Source organism: Burkholderia sp. LA-2-3-30-S1-D2 (assembly GCF_001523915.2).
Taxonomy (GTDB): Bacteria; Pseudomonadota; Gammaproteobacteria; order Burkholderiales; family Burkholderiaceae; genus Burkholderia; species Burkholderia diffusa.
Genome location: NZ_CP013384.1, coordinates 2,945,687 through 2,963,289, shown reverse-complemented (window position 1 = coordinate 2,963,289; position 17,603 = coordinate 2,945,687). Strand labels below are relative to the sequence as shown.

Here is a 17,603-nt window from a genome sequence, read left to right as displayed (position 1 = left end):
TTCCTGCACCGTTCAGTACATTTTTGTCGCGGCTGTCGCACCCGAATCGCCGGTCTGGGGGCCTTCGATTGGCGCTACAATGCCGTCGAACAGTTATTCTAATCCGCCCGTCAAGAGACACATGTCGACCCAAGCCTCCTCCAAAGCCAAGCTCCGCGAAGCCGCTCTCGACTATCACGAATTCCCGACGCCGGGGAAAATCGCGATCGCCCCGACCAAGCAGATGATCAACCAGCGCGACCTCGCGCTCGCGTATTCGCCGGGTGTCGCCTACGCGTGCGAGGAGATCGTCGAGAACCCGCTGAACGCCGCGCGCTTCACCGCGCGCAGCAACCTGGTCGGCGTCGTCACGAACGGCACCGCGGTGCTCGGGCTCGGCAACATCGGCCCGCTCGCGTCGAAGCCGGTGATGGAGGGCAAGGCCGTACTGTTCAAGAAGTTCGCCGGCATCGACGTGTTCGACATCGAGCTGAACGAGTCGGACCCGCACAAGCTGGTCGACGTGATCGCCGCGCTGGAGCCGACTTTCGGCGGGATCAACCTGGAAGACATCAAGGCGCCGGACTGCTTCATCGTCGAGCGCGAAGCGCGCAAGCGGATGAAGATCCCGGTGTTCCACGACGACCAGCACGGCACCGCGATCGTCGTGGCCGCGGCCGTCACGAACGGCCTCAAGGTCGTCGGCAAGGACATCAAGAAGGTGAAGCTCGTCGCGTCCGGCGCGGGTGCGGCCGCGCTCGCGTGCCTGGACCTGCTGGTCGACATCGGCCTGCCGCTCGAGAACATCACCGTGACCGACCTGGCCGGCGTGGTCTACAAGGGCCGCACCGAGCTGATGGATCCGGACAAGGAGCGTTTCGCCCGCGAAACCGACGCCCGCACGCTGGCCGAGGTGATCGACGGCGCGGACATCTTCCTCGGCCTGTCGGCCGCCGGCGTGCTGAAGCCGGAGATGGTGAAGGGCATGGCCGAGCGCCCGCTGATCCTCGCGCTCGCGAACCCGACGCCGGAAATCCTGCCGGAAGCGGCGCTCGAAGTGCGCCCCGACGCGATTCTCGCGACCGGCCGCACCGACTATCCGAACCAGGTCAACAACGTCCTGTGCTTCCCGTTCATCTTCCGCGGCGCGCTCGACGTCGGCGCGACGACGATCACGCGTGAAATGGAGATCGCGGCCGTCAACGCGATCGCCGAACTCGCGCAGCACGAGCAGAGCGACATCGTCGCGACCGCATACGGGATCCAGGACCTGTCGTTCGGGCCCGAATACCTGATTCCGAAGCCGTTCGATCCGCGCCTGATCGTCAAGATCGCGCCGGCCGTCGCGCAGGCAGCGATGGACGGCGGCGTCGCGACGCGCCCGATCGAGGACATGGAGGCGTACCGCGTTCACCTCCAGCAGTTCGTGTACCACAGCGGCACGACGATGAAGCCGATCTTCCAGCTCGCGCGCAGCGCGCCGGCGGAGAAGAAGCGCGTCGTGTTCGCGGAAGGCGAGGAAGAGCGCGTGCTGCGCGCCGTCCAGATCATCGTCGACGAGAAGCTCGCGACGCCGATCCTGATCGGCCGTCCGTCGGTGATCGAGCACCGTATCCAGCGCTACGGCCTGCGCCTCACGCCGGGCACCGACTTCACGGTCGTCAACACCGAACACGACGAGCGCTACCGCGACTTCTGGCAGACGTACTACAAGATGATGGCGCGCAAGGGCATCAGCGAGCAGCTGGCCCGTGTCGAGATGCGCCGCCGCACGACGCTGATCGGCTCGATGCTGGTGAAGAAGGGCGAAGCGGACGGGATGATCTGCGGCACGATCAGCACCACCCACCGCCACCTTCACTTCATCGACCAGGTGATCGGCAAGCGCCCTGGCTGCAGCGTGTACGCGGCGATGAACGGCCTCGTGCTGCCGGGCCGCCAGATCTTCCTGGTCGACACGCACGTGAACGTCGATCCGACCCCGGAGCAACTTGCCGAGATCACGATCATGGCCGCGGAAGAAGTGCGCCGGTTCGGCATCGAGCCGAAGGTCGCGCTGCTGTCGCACTCGAATTTCGGCACGAGCAACGCGCCTTCGGCGCAGAAGATGCGCGATACGCTCGCGATCCTGCAGGAACGTGCGCCGGAGTTGAAGGTCGACGGCGAAATGCACGGCGACGTCGCGCTCGACGCGGCGCTGCGCAAGGAAATCCTGCCCGAATCGACGCTGGAAGGCGATGCGAACCTGCTGATCCTGCCGAACATCGATGCCGCGAACATCGCGTACAACCTGCTGAAGACGGCCGCCGGCAACAACATCGCGATCGGGCCGATCCTGCTGGGCGCAGCCCAGCCGGTGCACGTGCTGACCGAATCGGCGACCGTTCGCCGCATCGTCAACATGGCGGCGCTGCTGGTCGCCGACGTGAACGCCGCACGCTGAGCCGGAACGAACCGCGCGGCAACGGTCGAACCGGTGCCGCGCGCCGGGCGAAATTGTAAACAAAAGCAAAAAGAGGCGTGCCCGCAAAGGGCACGCCGTCGGGCAAGGCGCAAACGCGCTTCCCGCAAGCAGCAGCAGCATCTCTCCACTCCGGGTAGCGAGCGTGGCAAGGAGGCAGGGTCTTGCCATACGAGAGATGCCGCTGGTATTTTATCTCATGTAAGATATATGTAGTCTTGTTTCGGTAAAAAATGCACGATTCCGGGCGGCGCCAGCCTTTCGATTCCCAAACGAACATTGATTCGCGCGGACAATAGCGCTACGCTAACGCCTTTGGTTGGTCGTCAACTACTTGATTTAACAGCGGGAACCCTGGTTCATGGCACGCAAGTGGCTCCGCAACGGCGCGCTCGCGTCCGTCTTCGCGATGTTCGCGATGGGTATCGTCGGTACGCCGACGGGCAGTCTGGTTTCCGCCGCTTACGCACGGCAGGCCGTTTCGGCCGACCTGGCCGTCGGCGGGGTCGATACGATCCCGACCGCCCGTCTGCCGCGCGAGGCCGTGACCACGCTTGGCCTGATCGGCGCCGGTGGCCCCTATCCGTACGAGAAAGACGGCGTCGTCTTCGGCAACCGCGAGCGGATCCTGCCGAAGGCGAAGCGCGGCTACTACCACGAGTACACGGTGCCGACGCCGCGCGCACGCAATCGCGGCGCGCGCCGGATCGTCTGCGGCGGGCCATTGCGCCGGATCGACAACTGTTATTACACGGACGACCACTACAACAGTTTTAAACGTATTGTTGAATGACTTCGGGATGAACGGCATGAGCGACTCCATCTACGCGCACGATACGGCGGCGGCGGAACTGTTCGCGGCCGGCGACGGCAATCTGTTTCAGCGCGTGATGCAACTCCACGCGGCGGCACAGGCCGGCGGCGGCCCGGAGCAACAGGAAGCCGAGCCCGGGCTTTCATCGAACGAGGAGCCTATGAGCCTTTTCACGACCGTGCGACCCAATCTCGTGCAGTCGATCCGCGCGTTCCGCGTGCAGGATCTTGCCGACGAAGCCAGCCGGCTCGGCCAGCATTTCCTGTATGCATATTGCGGCGCCGCGCAGTCGAAGCAGGAAGTGATGGAGACGATCGCGACGTCGTTCCTGTTTCCGAAGCATTTCGGGAAGAACTACGATGCGCTGTACGACTGCCTGACCGACCTCGTCGCGAAGGCCGGCGCGCAGCCCGGTTTCGTGATCGTCCTGGAAGGGCTGCCGATCGCGCAGAAATTCGACAAGGAAGGGCGCGAGACGCTGCTCGACGTGTTCCGCGAAGCCGCCGAATTCTGGGCCGAGCGCAAGGTCGCGTTCCGCGTGTTCTATTCGTTCGCGTAAAGCGCGAATCTGTCGGCCGCCCGAACGCGGCCGATCCGGCAAAAGGCCCGCCTCGCGCGGGCTTTTTTGCGCCGCGCGACGCATGCAGGACGGAGGTGCTGGATGCGTCGCCGGTGACGCGCGCGATGACGGGCACGATCGATCTTGACAGCATCGATGTCGACTGGGCAACCGGCAGCCTGCAACACGTGCTGACGCCGGTGCTCGACGCATTGTCCAACCTGATGCCGCACCGCTCGTCGAGCGGCAAGTCGCAGCAAGCCGCAAGATCGAAACGCGCCGCATTCAAGTGGCGACCCCGCGGGCCGGGGCGCCGCGGGTCGCGGCACGTCGGGTTCGTCACCAGCCGCCCCAGCGCGCGGCCAGCGCCGCGAGCACAGCCGCGCCGGCCGTCTCGGTGCGCAGCACGCGCGGGCCGAGCGACAATGCGGTGAACCCGTGTGCGCGTGCCGCATTTTCCTCGTCCGGCGACAGCCCGCCTTCGGGGCCTATCAGCAGCGTGACTGCCGCCGCGGGCGGTGCGTCGGGCAGCGACGCGAACGGGATGCTCGCGCGCGGCGACAGCAGCAGCCGCAGTTCGCCGTCGGACGGCGCGGCCGGCAGCGTGTCGAGCCAGGCGCCGAAGCCGCGTACCGGCGCGACGTCGGGCACGCGGTTGCGCCCGCATTGTTCGCACGACGCGCGCACGACGCCGCGCCAGTGCGCAACGCGCTTGTCCGCGCGCTCCCTCGACAGTTTCACGACGCCGCGCGCGGTCGACAGCGGCACGACCGCCGCGACGCCGAGCTCGACGGCCTTCTCGATCACCCAGTCCATCTTGTCGCCGCCGGCGATGCCTTGCGCGAGCGTCACGCGATAGGGCGGTTCGGCTTCGGACGGGTCGAACGCCTCGATCTGCGCGAGCGCGCTGCGCTTGTCGATCTCGACGAGCCGCGCGCGGTACTGGCCGCCGCTGCCGTCGAACAGCGCCAGCGCGTCGCCGGGCTGCAGCCGCAGCACTTGCGCGTGACGCGCGACGTCGGCCGGCAACGCGAGCGTCGCGTCGGCGCGCAGCGCCGCTTCGACGAAAAAGCGCGGCACGGCCGCGGTGGTGGTGGCTTCACTCATGCGTATCGCGGCTCCGTTCATGCGCTCAGGCGGCGCGCGAGCGCCCAGCGATAGCCGTCGAGATCCTCGATCTGCGCGAAGCGGTCGCCCCAGAATTGGTCTTGCGGCGCGGTCAGCGTTTTCGCGCCCGCATCGAGCGCGCGCTGCCAGGTCGCGTCGACGTCGTCGACATACAGGTAAAACGACTGCGGGGCGGTTGCGCCCGCACTCTTCGGCGTGAGCGCGGTGGAGCCGAACGCGCCTTCGGGCGCGAACATCACGATCAGTTGCCCGCGGTAGGTCATCTCCACGTGCATGATCGCGCCGTCCTCGTCGAGGACGTCGCGCAACTCGAAGCCGAATGCGGCCTGGAAGAACTCGATGGCCGCATGCGCATTGCGCACGGCCAGGTAAGGCGTCAACCAAGGCACGTTGGCCGGACGTGGATCGGTCATGAAATCTCCTGTCGAACGGTGTTGGCGCTTGAGCGGTTACTCCGGTCCCATGTTTTGCAGTCCAACGGGTATTGGCGCGCGGGCGCCCGGTGCGGTGCCGCGCATACGCCGGCTGCCCGCGTGCATCGTTCCGGGCCCGCGCGTCGCGGGTCAAGCGCGGGAGAAAGCGCGGCCAGCCCGCAGAACGATGCGTCCGCCCGGAAGCTCAGCGGCGAGCGCCCAGTGTATCGCGCAGCGCGCGCGGCAGGGCAAAGAGGGCTGCATGGAGTCGCGCATCGTAGTAGCGCAGGCCCTGCACGCGGCGCGCGGCGAGACGCTCGTCGATGTCGTGCGCGAACAGCGCGGCCGCATCGAGCGTGTCGCTCGCGATCGCCATCAGCCATTGGGATCCGTACAGCGGCACGTGCGCGGACAACGGATCGACGACCGCGAAGCTCGCGCGCAGGTCGGCGAGCAGCGTGGCGATGCGCGCCGCGTGGAACACCGGCGAGCCGAGATGCATCGAGATCGCGCCGCACGGCGTGAGGATCCGCTTGAGTCGCGCGTAGAACTCGCGCGTATAGAGGCCGGCCGCCGGCGAATCGGGTGGCGTGAGGTCGAACACGACGAGGTCGAAATGCTCGACGGTCGACGTGACGAAACGCGCGGCGTCGCCGATCACGACCTCGACGCGCGGGTCGTCGAGCGCGCCCTGATGCACGTCGTCGAGATAGCGGCGCGCCATGCCGACCACCTCGTCGTCGAGTTCCGCGACGACGATCCGCTCGATGCACGCGTGCTTGAGCAGCTGACGCGCCGCGCCGCCATCGCCGCCGCCGAGCACGAGCGCCTTGCGCGGGCACGGATGCGCGAGCGCGGCCGGGTGCGTCATGCACTCGTGGTACACGTATTCGTCGCCGACCGACGTCATCGGCCGTCCGTCCAGCGTGAAGAGGCGGCCGAGCTGCGGGGTGTCCCAGACTTCGATGTGCTGGTGCGGCGACGCGACGTGCGCGAGCCGGCGTGCGTTCGGGAAGCCGTACGTGGCGTCGGGCGTGGGATGGAAGAGAAGGGTCGTGTTCACGGGCGGGCCGCTCGGGGCGGGCAGTTCCGACGCCTGAATTATAGGAGGCGTGCGGTTCCGCGGAAAAGCGTGCCGGAACACCGCGCGCCGACAAGGGAAATGTCAGCCCATCTGTTAAAATGACGAGCTTTGCAGCCCCGTCCGTAGGCTCCGTCCGCTTCGCGTCCGTCAGGCGCCGCACCGCGCGCCGGGAACGATTGACGCTCGAGCTTCCGGATGCCGCCGTGCCCCCGTTTCCTCGACTCGTTCTCCGGACTCGACATGACGACTTCGTCTCCCGCCTCTACCACCCTGATGGCCAACGCGATCCGTGCGCTCGCGATGGACGCCGTCCAGCAAGCGAACTCCGGCCACCCCGGCATGCCGATGGGCATGGCCGAAATCGGCGTTGCGCTCTGGTCGCGCCACCTGAAGCACAACCCGACGAACCCGCACTGGGCAGACCGCGACCGCTTCGTGCTGTCGAACGGCCATGGCTCGATGCTGCTTTACTCGCTGCTGCACCTGACCGGCTACGACCTGCCGATGGAAGAGCTGAAGAACTTCCGCCAGCTGCATTCCAAGACGCCGGGCCATCCGGAATACGGCATCACCCCGGGCGTCGAGACGACCACCGGCCCGCTCGGCCAGGGTCTCGCGAACGCGGTCGGCATGGCGCTCGGCGAAGCGCTGATGGCCGACGAGTTCAACCGTGACGGCGCGAAGATCGTCGATCACCACACGTACGTATTCCTCGGCGACGGCTGCCTGATGGAAGGCATCTCGCACGAAGCCTGCTCGCTCGCGGGCACGCTGAAGCTGAACAAGCTGATTGCGCTGTACGACGACAACGGCATCTCGATCGACGGCGACGTCGTCAACTGGTTCCACGACGACACCCCGAAGCGTTTCGAGGCCTACGGCTGGAACGTGATCCCGAACGTGAACGGCCATGACGTCGACGCGGTCGACGCGGCGATCGCGAAGGCGAAGCTGTCGGACAAGCCGACGCTGATCTGCTGCAAGACGGTGATCGGCAAGGGCGCGGCGACCAAGGCCGGCGGCCACGACGTGCATGGCGCTGCGCTCGGCGCGGAAGAAATCGCGAAGACGCGCGAAGCGCTCGGCTGGAAGTGGGAGCCGTTCGTGATTCCGCAGGAAGTCTATGCGGCGTGGGACGCGAAGGAAGCCGGCAAGCGTGCCGAGTCCGACTGGGACGCGACGTTCGCGCAATATCGCGCGAAATTCCCGGCAGAAGCCGCCGAATTCGAGCGCCGGATGGCCAACAAGCTGCCGGCCGACTGGGCCGAGAAGGCCGCGGCGATCATCGCCGGCGCGAACGAGCGCGCCGAGACGGTCGCGACCCGCAAGGCATCGCAGCAGGCGATCGAAGGGCTGGCTGCCGCACTGCCGGAACTGCTCGGCGGCTCGGCCGACCTGACCGGCTCGAACCTGACCAACTGGAAGGCGTCGAAGGCGGTCCGCGCGAATCCGGAAGGCGCGGGCGTCGTGCTGGGCAACCACATCAACTACGGCGTGCGCGAATTCGGCATGAGCGCCGCGATCAACGGCCTCGCGCTGCACGGCGGCCACAAGCCGTTCGGCGGCACGTTCCTGACGTTCTCCGACTACAGCCGCAACGCGCTGCGCGTCGCCGCGCTGATGAAGGTCCCGTCGATCTTCGTGTTCACGCACGATTCGATCGGCCTCGGCGAAGACGGCCCGACGCACCAGTCGATCGAGCACGTGTCGAGCCTGCGCCTGATCCCGAACCACGACGTATGGCGTCCGGCCGACACGGTCGAGACGGCCGTCGCATGGACCCACGCGGTTGCCGCGGATCGTCCGTCGAGCCTGATCTTCAGCCGCCAGAACCTCGCGTTCAACCCGCGCACGGATTCGCAGATCGCGAACATCGAGAAGGGCGGCTACGTGCTGAAGGACTGGGACGAAGAGATCGTCGCGCGCAAGATCATCCTGATCGCGACGGGCTCGGAAGTCGAACTCGCGATGAAGGCCGTCGAGCCGCTCGCGCAGCAGGGCATCGCAGCCCGCGTCGTGTCGATGCCGTCGACCAACGTGTTTGACCGCCAGGACGCCGAATACCGCGAACGCGTGCTGCCGCACGGCGTGCGCCGCGTCGCGATCGAAGCGGGCGTGACCGCGTTCTGGCACAAGTACGTCGGCCTCGAAGGCGGCGTCGTCGGGATCGACACGTTCGGCGAATCGGCCCCGGCCGGCGTGCTGTTCAAGTACTTCGGCTTCACTGTCGAGCACGTCGTCGAGACCGCGAAGGCCGTGCTGGCCTAAAACCATTCGCGACGCGCGCTACCCCCGCGCGCGTCGCACCGTGAAGCTGCACGAAACGAATTTTTTCAGCCATCAGGAGATAGACCATGACGATTCGCGTCGCAATCAACGGCTACGGCCGTATCGGCCGCAACACGCTGCGCGCGTTTTATGAAAACGGCAAGAAGCACGATCTCGAGATCGTCGCGATCAACGACCTGGGCGATGCGAAGACCAACGCGCACCTGACCCAGTACGACACCGCGCACGGCAAGTTCCCGGGCGAAGTGTCGGTCGACGGCGACTACCTCGTCGTGAACGGCGACAAGATCCGCGTGCTGGCGAACCGCAACCCGGCCGAACTGCCGTGGGGCGAGCTGGGCGTCGACGTCGTGATGGAATGCACGGGCTTCTTCACGACGAAGGAAAAGGCGAGCGCGCACCTGAAGGGCGGCGCGAAGAAGGTGATCATCTCGGCGCCGGGCGGCAAGGACGTCGACGCGACGATCGTCTACGGCGTGAACCACGACGTGCTGAAGGCCGAGCACACCGTCATCTCGAACGCATCGTGCACGACGAACTGCCTCGCGCCGCTCGTCAAGCCGCTGAACGACAAGATCGGCCTCGAAACCGGCCTGATGACGACGATCCACGCGTACACGAACGACCAGGTGCTGACGGACGTGTACCACGAAGACCTGCGCCGCGCGCGTTCGGCCACCCACAGCCAGATCCCGACGAAGACGGGCGCCGCATCCGCCGTCGGCCTCGTGCTGCCGGAACTGAACGGCAAGCTCGACGGCTACGCGATCCGCGTCCCGACGATCAACGTGTCGATCGTCGACCTGTCGTTCATCGCGAAGCGCGACACGACGGTCGAGGAAGTCAACGCGATCATGAAGGAAGCATCGGAAGGCGCGCTGAAGGGCATCCTCGGCTACAACGACGCGCCGCTGGTGTCGATCGACTTCAACCACAACCCGGCTTCGTCGACATTCGACGCGACGCTGACCAAGGTGTCGGGCCGCCTCGTCAAGGTGTCGAGCTGGTACGACAACGAGTGGGGTTTCTCGAACCGCATGCTGGATACGGCTGTCGCGTTCGCGAACGCGAAGTAATCCCGCACGTCGCGCGGCCGCCGCAAGGCGGCCGGCGTGGCGAACGAGCCCGGCCCGGTTTTTCCGGCCGGGCTTTTTATTGCCCGGCGTTCGCCGTCACATGTTCGAGCGCGTCGACGAACGCGCGCTTCAGCGGGCTGTCGAGGTTGGTCCACGCGAGCCCGATTCCGGTCCGGTGCCCGGCCAGGTCGAGCGGCCGCGCGAGCACGTTCGGCGGCAACGCGCTCGCGGCTTCCACCGGGATCAGCCCGATCCCCATCCCGGCCGCGACGAGCGCGAGCATCGTCGTGAATTCCCCGAACTCCTGCGCGATCTCGAGCGTCGTGCCCGCGCGGCTCAGCGCGAGCAGCATGTCGTCGTGAAAGCCGGGCGCGTAGCGGCGCGCGAGCACGAACGCGGGCTGTCCGCGCAACGCGGCCGGCGTGATCGTCTCGTGCGCGGCAAGCGGATGGTCGAGCGGCAGCGCGACGACGAAGCCTTCCTCGAGCACCACGCGCGTGTCGATTCCCGCATACGCGGCCGGCAGCCGGATCATTCCGAAATCGATGCGCCGGTCGCGCAGTGCGGCGATCTGGTCGGGCGTCGGCCGATCCTTCAATTCGAGCGCGATCAGCGGATAGCGCTCGCGCATCGTGCGCAGCACGGCCGGCAGCAGCGCCGGCAGCACGGACGACACGAACGCGATGCGCAGCGTGCCGATCTCGCCGCGGCTCGACAGCCGCGCCATCTGCTCCGCACGCGCGGCTTGCTGCAGCGTCGCCCGCGCCTCGGGCAGGAACACGCGTCCGGTATCGCTGAGTTCGACCTTGTGGCGGTCGCGCTCGAACAGGCGTGCGCCCAGATCTTCCTCGAGCGCCTTGATCTGCATGCTCAGCGCGGACTGCACGATGAACAGGCGCTGCGCGGCGCGCCCGAAATGCAGCTCTTCAGCGAGCGTGACGAAGGCGCGCAATTGCTTGAGTTCCATGGTGGGCGGCCGGCAGCGGACGGTGATCGGATTTCATGATAACCGGATCAAAAAAGACCATTGGCGCGGCCCCGGCCGAGCGCCGAAGATACGCTCATCGCGAGACCGGCCGCGACCGGCGGTCGGCTCGATGGCACGAGGAGACATGCATGAGCAACGCGCTTGACCGGTTCCGGCTGGACGGCCGCCGCGCACTGATCACGGGTTCCGGACGCGGGATCGGGCTGACACTCGCCCGCGGGCTCGCGGAGGCCGGCGCGGCGATCGTGATCAACGACCGCAATGAGGAGAAGGCCGCGACGCTCGCGCACCATTTCCGCGAGGAAGGCTTCGCGGCCGATTACGCGGTGTTCGACGTCGCCGAGCATGCGCAGGTGCGTGCGGCGATCGACGATTTCGAGGCGCGCGTCGGCGCGATCGACATCCTCGTGAACAACGCGGGCATCCAGCGCCGCGCGCCGCTCGATGCATTCGAGCCGGACGACTGGCACGCGCTGATGCGCGTGAATCTCGACGGCGTGTTCAACGTCGCGCAGGCGGTGGCGCGCCACATGATCGCGCGCGGCCGCGGCAAGATCATCAACATCTGCTCGGTGCAGAGCGAGCTTGCGCGGCCGACGATCGCGCCGTATGCGGCGACGAAGGGCGCGGTGCGGATGCTGACGAAAGGGATGTGCGCCGACTGGGCGCGTCACGGCATCCAGGCGAACGGCCTCGCGCCAGGCTATTTCGAGACGGAGCTGAACCGCGCGCTGGTCGACGACGCGGCGTTCTCCGAATGGCTCTGCAAGCGCACGCCGGCGGGCCGCTGGGGACGCGTCGACGAGCTGTGCGGCGCTGCGATCTTCCTGGCATCGGCCGCATCCGATTTCGTGAACGGCCAGACGCTGTTCGTCGACGGCGGCCTGACCAGCGCCGTATAGGAGAACGTCATGCGTATGCGTTGCATGTGTCTCGTGATCCACGGTCCGAACGACCTGCGGCTCGAAGAGCAGGACGCGGGCGAGATCGGCCCGGGCCAGGTGCGCGTCGATGTCGCAATGGGCGGCATCTGCGGCTCCGACCTCCATTACTTCCGGCACGGCGGCTTCGGCGCGATCCGGCTGCAGCAGCCGATGGTGCTCGGCCATGAAGTGGCCGGCACGGTGGCGGCCGTTGCGCCGGACGTGACGTCGGTGACGGTCGGCGATCGCGTCGCGGTGAATCCGAGCCGCCCGTGCGGCGCGTGCCGCTACTGCCTGGAAGGGCTCCCGAACCAGTGTCTCGACATGCGCTTCTATGGCAGCGCGATGCGCATGCCGCACGTGCAGGGCGCATTTCGCAACGCGCTCGTGTGCGATGCCGCGCAGTGCGTGAAGGTCGCGGACCATGTGCCGCTGTCGCTCGCGGCGCTCGCCGAGCCGTTCGCGGTCGGGCTTCATGCGGTGTCGCGCGCGGGCCCGCTGATCGGCCGCCGGGTGCTCGTGTCGGGGTGCGGGCCCATCGGCGTGCTGGCGGTCGCGGCGGCGCGCGTGCATGGGGCGGCGGAGATCGTCGCGACCGACGTGGTCGATGCGCCGCTCGAGGTTGCCCGCGCGCTCGGCGCGGATCAGGCGATCAACGCGTCGACGGACACCGGCTGGGTCGCGCGCTACGGTGCCGACAAGGGGACGTTCGACGTGATGATCGAGTGTTCGGGCAATCAGCGCGCATTGCGCGACGGCCTCGACGTGATGCGGCCGCGCGGCGTCGTCGTGCAGCTCGGGCTCGGCGGCGATGTCAGCCTGCCGCAGAACGTCGTGGTCGCGAAGGAACTGTCGATATGCGGTTCATTCCGCTTCCATGCGGAATTCGCGCTCGCGGTGCAGCTGATCAATGCGCAGCGCGTCGACTTGCGCCCGGCCGTGACGGGCGTGTTCCCGATGCGCGACGCGAACCGCGCGTTCGAGCTGGCCGGTGACCGGCAGCGCGCGATGAAGGTGCTGATCGATTTCACGCACGAGGGGGCATGATCGTCCACTGATTGCGCGACGGCGCGCATGCAGAAAAGGCACGCCCGCGATTTGCGGAGCGTGCCTGTTTCATTGGCCGGCGCGAAAGCGGGCGACTGCGTGACTTGCCGCGCGGTGCAGCTCACCGAATTCGGCGAGGTCCGTGCGCGTCACGCGCGCGCTCGCGTATCGCGATCCTTCGGGGGAATGACCGGCACGACCGGAGAATGGGCTGCCGCGGCGGCCGGGACCGCCGGCCGACGGCCGCGTCAGGTGCCCGGCGTCGGGAAGAAGATGCCCGCGCGTTGCGCGGCGTTCTCGATGTGCGTCTCGATCGCCGTACCGGCCGCGGCCGCATCGCGGGCGATCAGCGCGTCGACGATCGCGCGGTGCTCGTGCCACGTCGACAGCAGCAGCTCGCGCCGGTAGAACGGCATGCGCTGGCTTTCCTTCATGATGTCCGCGCTGCTGCGCAGCACCGACTCGATCGCCGCGTTGCCCGCGAGATGGATGATCCGCATGTGGAAGTCGAAGTCGAGCCGCGACGCTTCGTCGAGTGCGCTCTCGGTCAGCGCGACGTGCAGGTCGGCGAGGTTGTCCTCGAACCATGCGATGTCGTCGTCGGTGACGACGTGCGCGGCCATCCGCGCGGCGAATCCTTCGAGCGCATAGCGCATCTGGTACGTGTCGGGCGGCGACGACTGCTCGGCGAATTGCCACGGATGGGCGGCCGTCGCCTGGGCGCTTTCGACATACACGCCCTTGCCGGCGCGGATGCGCAGCATCCCGAGCGCTTCGAGCGTGGAGAGCGCCTCGCGCAGCGACGCGCGGCTGATCTCCAGCTCCTCGGAGAGCTGGCGCTGGGCCGGCAGCAGGCTGCCGACCGGATACACGCCTGCCTCGATCCGGTCGCGGATCGTCGCGATGGCGGCGTCGGTCACGGTGTGCGGAACGTTTTTCATGATGTGAACGATGGCCGGTCTGACCGGCATTGTAATCCGCCTGCGCGCGGTGCATGACCGGCCTACGGGAAAGTCACGATCCGCCCCTGCATGGGCGGGAAATCCCTATTTTGTTCGGCCTTGACGCGACTATATCGGCTTCCTACTATCCACCATAACATCACTGGTCTTACCAGTATGAACAGACGAAACTGCAACCGTTGGATCGGGAGAGCGCCGTGTCGAAATTCCTCAATTCGCTGTTTGGCCGGGTAGTCGTTGCATTAATCCTGGGGGTCGCGCTCGGCGCGTTCTTCCCGCATTTCGCCGAGTCGCTGCGACCGCTCGGCGACGGCTTCCTGAAGCTCATCAAGATGGTCATCGGCCCGATCGTGTTCTGCGTCGTGGTCAGCGGGATGGCCAATGCGGGCGACCTGAAGAAGGTCGGCCGGGTCGGCCTGAAGGCGGTCGTCTACTTCGAGGTGATGACGACGATCGCGCTCGGCATCGGGCTCGCCCTCGCGTGGCTGACGCGCCCGGGCGTCGGGATGAACATCGACCTGCACTCGCTCGACGCGGCCTCGCTCTCGTCGTACGCGAAGAACGCCGAAAGCCTGAAGGACACGGCCGGCTACCTGATGAAGATCATCCCCGAGACCGCGATCGACGCGTTCGCGAAGGGCGACATCCTGCAGATCCTCGTGTTCGCGGTGCTGTTCGGCTCGGCGCTGTCGCTGCTCGGCGACAAGGCGCAGCGCGTGAACAGCCTGATCGAGGAGCTGTCGCACGTGTTCTTCCGCATCATCGGCTTCATCATCAAGCTCGCGCCGCTCGGCGTGCTGGGCGCGATCGCGTTCACGACCGGCAAGTACGGCGTCGCGTCGCTCAAGCAGCTCGGCTACCTCGTCGCGGTGTTCTACCTGAGCTGCATCGTGTTCGTCACGGTCGTGCTCGGCATCGTGATGCGCATCGCGGGCTTCTCGGTGTTCAAACTGATCCGCTACCTGCGCGAGGAACTGTCGATCGTGCTCGGCACGGCGTCGTCGGACGCGGTGCTGCCGCAGGTGATGAGCAAGCTCGAATACATGGGCATCAAGGATTCGACGGTCGGGCTGGTGATCCCGACCGGCTATTCGTTCAACCTCGACGGCTTCTCGATCTACCTGACGCTCGCCGTGCTGTTCATCGCGCAGGCCACCAATACGCCGCTGTCCACGCATGACCTGATCGTCGTGTTGCTGGTATCGCTCGTCACGTCGAAGGGCGCGCACGGGATTCCGGGTTCGGCGATCGTGATCCTCGCGGCGACGCTGTCGGCGATTCCCGCGATTCCGGTGCTCGGCCTCGTGCTGATCCTGCCGGTCGACTGGTTCGTCGGCATCGCCCGCGCGCTGACCAACCTGATCGGCAACTGCGTCGCGACGGTGGTCGTCGCCGTGTGGGAGAACGACATCGACCGGGCCCGCGCGACGCGCGTGCTGAACCGCGAACTGCGCTACGTGGCCGACGAACAGGCGAGCGCCGCACCGGTCGCCGGCGACCAGGCCCACGCGCTCTGAGCGCCCTCGCGCGAAGCGGCTTCCCCGGCCGCTTCGCGCGAACGAATTCCCTGCGGCCGGCGCGACGATGCGCCGGCCCTCATCAAGATAATGGAGACGACATGGCAGCCCCCATCCTCGATCCGAACGCGCCGGCCTTCACGCGGCGCTACATGAACCTCGCCGACCCGCGCCTGGGCGCACAGGCGCTTTTCGCCAGCGACGAATTCTTCGCGCCGAAGGAGCGCATGCTGAATCCCGAGCCGGCCGTCTTCATTCCCGGCAAGTACGACGACCACGGCAAGTGGATGGACGGCTGGGAAACGCGCCGCAAGCGCACCACCGGCCACGACTTCTGCGTGGTCCGGCTCGCGCGGCCGGGCGTGATTTACGGCGTCGATCTCGATACGAGCCACTTCACCGGCAACTTCCCGCCGGCCGCATCGATCGAGGCATGTGCGGTGGACGGGGACACGCCGCCGGACGACGCCGAATGGCGCACGATCGTCCCCGCGACGACGCTGCAGGGCAATTCGCACCACTACGTGAGCGTTGACGATGCGCAGCCGGTCACGCATCTGCGTGTGAACCTGTATCCGGACGGCGGGCTCGCGCGGCTGCGCGTGTACGGCCAGCCGCAGCGCGACTGGCGCCACGTGCCGGCCGGCGAGCTCGTCGATCTCGCGGCGATCGAGAACGGCGGCTACCTGGTGGCCGCGAACAACCAGCACTTCGGTCCGGCCTCGCAGATGCTGATGCCGGGGCGCGGCGCGAACATGGGCGACGGCTGGGAAACGCGGCGCCGCCGCGAGCCCGGCAACGACTGGGCGATCGTCGCGCTGGCGCGGCCGGGCATCATCCGGCGCGTCGAGGTCGATACGGCGTTCTTCAAGGGCAACTTCCCCGACCGCTGTTCGCTGCAGGCCGCGCGGGTCGTGGGTGGCACCGACGATTCGCTCGTCACGCAGTCGATGTTCTGGGCCGAGCTGCTCGGCGAGCAGAAGCTGCAGATGGACCACGTGCATACGTTCGACCAGCTCGCGGCACTCGGCCCCGTCACGCACGTGCGTTTCAACATCTTCCCGGACGGCGGCGTGTCGCGCCTGCGTCTGTGGGGCGAGCCGGCTTGAAGGAGGCATCGGCATGAGCGGATCACACATCCTGCGCGTCGAGCGCCTGACCCGCGAGGCGTTCGCGCCGTTCGGCGACGTGATCGCGCTCGAAGGCGCGCGGCACTTCCCGATCAACGGCGGCACGACCGAGCGCTTCCACGATCTCGCGACGATCGACGTCTGCGCGGATGGCGGCCGGCCGCTCGTCAGCGTGTTTCGCGCGCAGCCGCGCGCGCTGCCGGTCGCGATCACGCTGATGGAGCGCCATCCTCACGGCAGCCAGGCGTTCATTCCGCTCGCGGCCGTGTCGCGCTACGCGATCGTCGTCGCGCCGGCCGGCGAGTTCCGGCCCGACGCGATGCGCGCGTTTCTCGCCGAAGGCTGGCAGGGCGTGAACTACGCGAAGGGCGTCTGGCACCATCCGCTGCTTGCGCTCGACGCGGTCAGCGACTTCGTGATCGTCGACCGCGGCGGCCCGCAGCCGAATTGCGACGAGATTCCGCTCGACGACGCGTGGGCGCTCGAGTTCGCGCCGGCGTGCGCGAGCGCGGCCTGACGCGCGGCGAAGGTGGCATCGGGCGTCGAGCATCGCGCACCGTGCGGCGGCGGCATGGCTCGCCGCTCACAATTGGAAACTTTCCCGAACTGGCCCGCGCGCAACGTGCGGGCCTTTTCCATTCCGATCCCGAAAACAACACGGCCCGGGCGGCGAGATGCCGGCCGGGCCGTGGCGCAGGCGTGATGCGTGCGGATCAGTGCTTGCGGTGCGGGCAGTTCTCGGTCGTGCAGGAGCCGTACATCGCGAGCGAGTGTTCCTGGAGCCGGAAGCCGCGTTCCTTCGCGATCGCCTGCTGGCGGCCTTCGATCTCGGCATCGAAGAATTCCTCGACGCGGCCGCAATCGAGGCAGACGAGGTGATCGTGGTGCGAGCCTTCGTTCAGTTCGAACACGGCCTTGCCGGATTCGAAGTTGCTGCGCGTGAGCAGGCCGGCCTGCTCGAACTGCGTCAGCACGCGATAAACGGTGGCGAGCCCGATGTCGAGCTGCTCGTTGAGCAGATTGCGGTAGACGTCTTCGGCCGTCAGGTGACGCACCGGGCTTTGCTGGAAGATCTCGAGAATCTTGAGGCGCGGTAGGGTGGCCTTTAGCCCGATATTCTTGAGATCCGTCGGATTGGTCATGGCTAGGCATCCCTAGAGTACAATGCAGGGCTTCAATGTTACCGGCTTTTCGCCGTTCCAGAAACACGCGCGGCCCGCGACGCGGGCCTGC

The 17,603-nt window shown here is 67.2% G+C and carries 16 protein-coding genes; 10 read left to right on the top strand and 6 right to left on the bottom strand.

Annotation, left to right across the window (positions count from 1 at the left end; genetic code table 11):
- Positions 1-79: 79 nt before the first annotated feature.
- From WS66_RS26685 to WS66_RS26675, 3 genes are all read left to right on the top strand, one after another.
- Positions 80-2,422, top strand: a complete 2,343-nt coding sequence (locus tag WS66_RS26685) for an NADP-dependent malic enzyme (RefSeq protein ID WP_269467503.1) — start codon at positions 80-82, stop codon at positions 2,420-2,422.
- A 379-nt stretch (positions 2,423-2,801) separates the two neighbouring features.
- Entirely contained in the window at positions 2,802-3,233 is a 432-nt protein-coding gene (locus WS66_RS26680; protein ID WP_006760307.1) for a ribonuclease, read from the top strand.
- A gap of 16 nt (positions 3,234-3,249) precedes the next feature.
- Positions 3,250-3,813, top strand: coding sequence for a barstar family protein (locus WS66_RS26675; RefSeq protein WP_059608342.1), 564 nt, complete (start codon positions 3,250-3,252; stop codon positions 3,811-3,813).
- A 339-nt stretch (positions 3,814-4,152) separates the two neighbouring features.
- Here WS66_RS26675 and WS66_RS26670 read toward each other — a convergent pair whose 3' ends face one another.
- The 3 genes from WS66_RS26670 to speE all read right to left on the bottom strand — a co-directional run bounded on the left by WS66_RS26670 (position 4,153) and on the right by speE (position 6,417).
- Positions 4,153-4,920 (bottom strand): 16S rRNA (uracil(1498)-N(3))-methyltransferase, encoded by a 768-nt coding sequence (locus WS66_RS26670; RefSeq protein ID WP_059608343.1) that lies wholly within the window; start codon positions 4,918-4,920, stop codon positions 4,153-4,155.
- A gap of 17 nt (positions 4,921-4,937) precedes the next feature.
- Entirely contained in the window at positions 4,938-5,354 is a 417-nt protein-coding gene (locus WS66_RS26665) for a VOC family protein (RefSeq protein WP_059608218.1), read from the bottom strand.
- A gap of 205 nt (positions 5,355-5,559) precedes the next feature.
- Positions 5,560-6,417 (bottom strand): polyamine aminopropyltransferase, encoded by an 858-nt coding sequence (gene speE, locus WS66_RS26660; RefSeq protein WP_059608219.1) that lies wholly within the window; start codon positions 6,415-6,417, stop codon positions 5,560-5,562.
- Between the two features lie 216 nt (positions 6,418-6,633).
- On the opposite strand from speE, the gene tkt reads away from it, so the two are divergent.
- Positions 6,634-8,706 carry a transketolase gene (gene tkt, locus WS66_RS26655; protein WP_059608220.1) on the top strand — a complete coding sequence of 691 codons (2,073 nt, stop codon included), beginning with the start codon at positions 6,634-6,636 and terminating at the stop codon, positions 8,704-8,706.
- Between the two features lie 86 nt (positions 8,707-8,792).
- Complete coding sequence (gene gap / locus WS66_RS26650; RefSeq protein WP_006485712.1) at positions 8,793-9,803, top strand: type I glyceraldehyde-3-phosphate dehydrogenase; 1,011 nt, start codon at positions 8,793-8,795, stop codon at positions 9,801-9,803.
- Positions 9,804-9,879: 76 nt separating this feature from the next.
- Here the strand turns inward: gap and WS66_RS26645 are convergent, their stop codons facing one another.
- Complete coding sequence (locus tag WS66_RS26645) at positions 9,880-10,770, bottom strand: LysR substrate-binding domain-containing protein (RefSeq protein ID WP_059608221.1); 891 nt, start codon at positions 10,768-10,770, stop codon at positions 9,880-9,882.
- A gap of 149 nt (positions 10,771-10,919) precedes the next feature.
- Here WS66_RS26645 and WS66_RS26640 point away from each other — a divergent pair, with 149 nt between their 5' ends.
- Positions 10,920-11,693: an SDR family NAD(P)-dependent oxidoreductase gene (locus WS66_RS26640; RefSeq protein ID WP_059608222.1), complete on the top strand. Its 774-nt coding sequence runs from the start codon at positions 10,920-10,922 to the stop codon at positions 11,691-11,693.
- A gap of 9 nt (positions 11,694-11,702) precedes the next feature.
- A complete protein-coding gene (locus WS66_RS26635) occupies positions 11,703-12,761 on the top strand; it encodes an L-idonate 5-dehydrogenase (RefSeq protein WP_059608223.1) in 1,059 nt (352 codons plus the stop codon).
- A 248-nt stretch (positions 12,762-13,009) separates the two neighbouring features.
- Here the strand turns inward: WS66_RS26635 and WS66_RS26630 are convergent, their stop codons facing one another.
- Complete coding sequence (locus tag WS66_RS26630) at positions 13,010-13,732, bottom strand: FadR/GntR family transcriptional regulator (RefSeq protein WP_175815302.1); 723 nt, start codon at positions 13,730-13,732, stop codon at positions 13,010-13,012.
- 188 nt (positions 13,733-13,920) lie between these two features.
- On the opposite strand from WS66_RS26630, the gene WS66_RS26625 reads away from it, so the two are divergent.
- From WS66_RS26625 to WS66_RS26615, 3 genes are all read left to right on the top strand, one after another.
- On the top strand, positions 13,921-15,240 hold the full coding sequence (locus WS66_RS26625) for a C4-dicarboxylate transporter DctA (RefSeq protein ID WP_059608225.1): 1,320 nt from the start codon (positions 13,921-13,923) through the stop codon (positions 15,238-15,240).
- Positions 15,241-15,341: 101 nt separating this feature from the next.
- On the top strand, positions 15,342-16,349 hold the full coding sequence (gene alc, locus WS66_RS26620) for an allantoicase (RefSeq protein WP_059608226.1): 1,008 nt from the start codon (positions 15,342-15,344) through the stop codon (positions 16,347-16,349).
- A 13-nt stretch (positions 16,350-16,362) separates the two neighbouring features.
- Positions 16,363-16,887 (top strand): ureidoglycolate lyase, encoded by a 525-nt coding sequence (locus tag WS66_RS26615; protein ID WP_059608227.1) that lies wholly within the window; start codon positions 16,363-16,365, stop codon positions 16,885-16,887.
- A gap of 196 nt (positions 16,888-17,083) precedes the next feature.
- On the opposite strand, the gene fur is transcribed toward WS66_RS26615, so the two are convergent.
- Positions 17,084-17,512 carry a ferric iron uptake transcriptional regulator gene (gene fur / locus WS66_RS26610; protein WP_011350926.1) on the bottom strand — a complete coding sequence of 143 codons (429 nt, stop codon included), beginning with the start codon at positions 17,510-17,512 and terminating at the stop codon, positions 17,084-17,086.
- Between the last annotated feature and the right edge of the window lie 91 nt (positions 17,513-17,603).

Coding starts and splice junctions, on each gene's coding strand:
- WS66_RS26615 (WP_059608227.1), top strand. CDS start 16,363: ATGAGCGGATCACACATCCTGCGCGTCGAGCGCCTGACCCGCGAGGCG.
- WS66_RS26645 (WP_059608221.1), bottom strand. CDS start 10,770: ATGGAACTCAAGCAATTGCGCGCCTTCGTCACGCTCGCTGAAGAGCTG.
- WS66_RS26635 (WP_059608223.1), top strand. CDS start 11,703: ATGCGTATGCGTTGCATGTGTCTCGTGATCCACGGTCCGAACGACCTG.
- fur (WP_011350926.1), bottom strand. CDS start 17,512: ATGACCAATCCGACGGATCTCAAGAATATCGGGCTAAAGGCCACCCTA.
- WS66_RS26680 (WP_006760307.1), top strand. CDS start 2,802: ATGGCACGCAAGTGGCTCCGCAACGGCGCGCTCGCGTCCGTCTTCGCG.
- WS66_RS26665 (WP_059608218.1), bottom strand. CDS start 5,354: ATGACCGATCCACGTCCGGCCAACGTGCCTTGGTTGACGCCTTACCTG.
- WS66_RS26630 (WP_175815302.1), bottom strand. CDS start 13,732: ATGCCGGTCAGACCGGCCATCGTTCACATCATGAAAAACGTTCCGCAC.
- tkt (WP_059608220.1), top strand. CDS start 6,634: ATGCCGCCGTGCCCCCGTTTCCTCGACTCGTTCTCCGGACTCGACATG.
- WS66_RS26670 (WP_059608343.1), bottom strand. CDS start 4,920: ATGAGTGAAGCCACCACCACCGCGGCCGTGCCGCGCTTTTTCGTCGAA.
- gap (WP_006485712.1), top strand. CDS start 8,793: ATGACGATTCGCGTCGCAATCAACGGCTACGGCCGTATCGGCCGCAAC.
- WS66_RS26675 (WP_059608342.1), top strand. CDS start 3,250: ATGAGCGACTCCATCTACGCGCACGATACGGCGGCGGCGGAACTGTTC.
- WS66_RS26685 (WP_269467503.1), top strand. CDS start 80: ATGCCGTCGAACAGTTATTCTAATCCGCCCGTCAAGAGACACATGTCG.
- alc (WP_059608226.1), top strand. CDS start 15,342: ATGGCAGCCCCCATCCTCGATCCGAACGCGCCGGCCTTCACGCGGCGC.
- WS66_RS26640 (WP_059608222.1), top strand. CDS start 10,920: ATGAGCAACGCGCTTGACCGGTTCCGGCTGGACGGCCGCCGCGCACTG.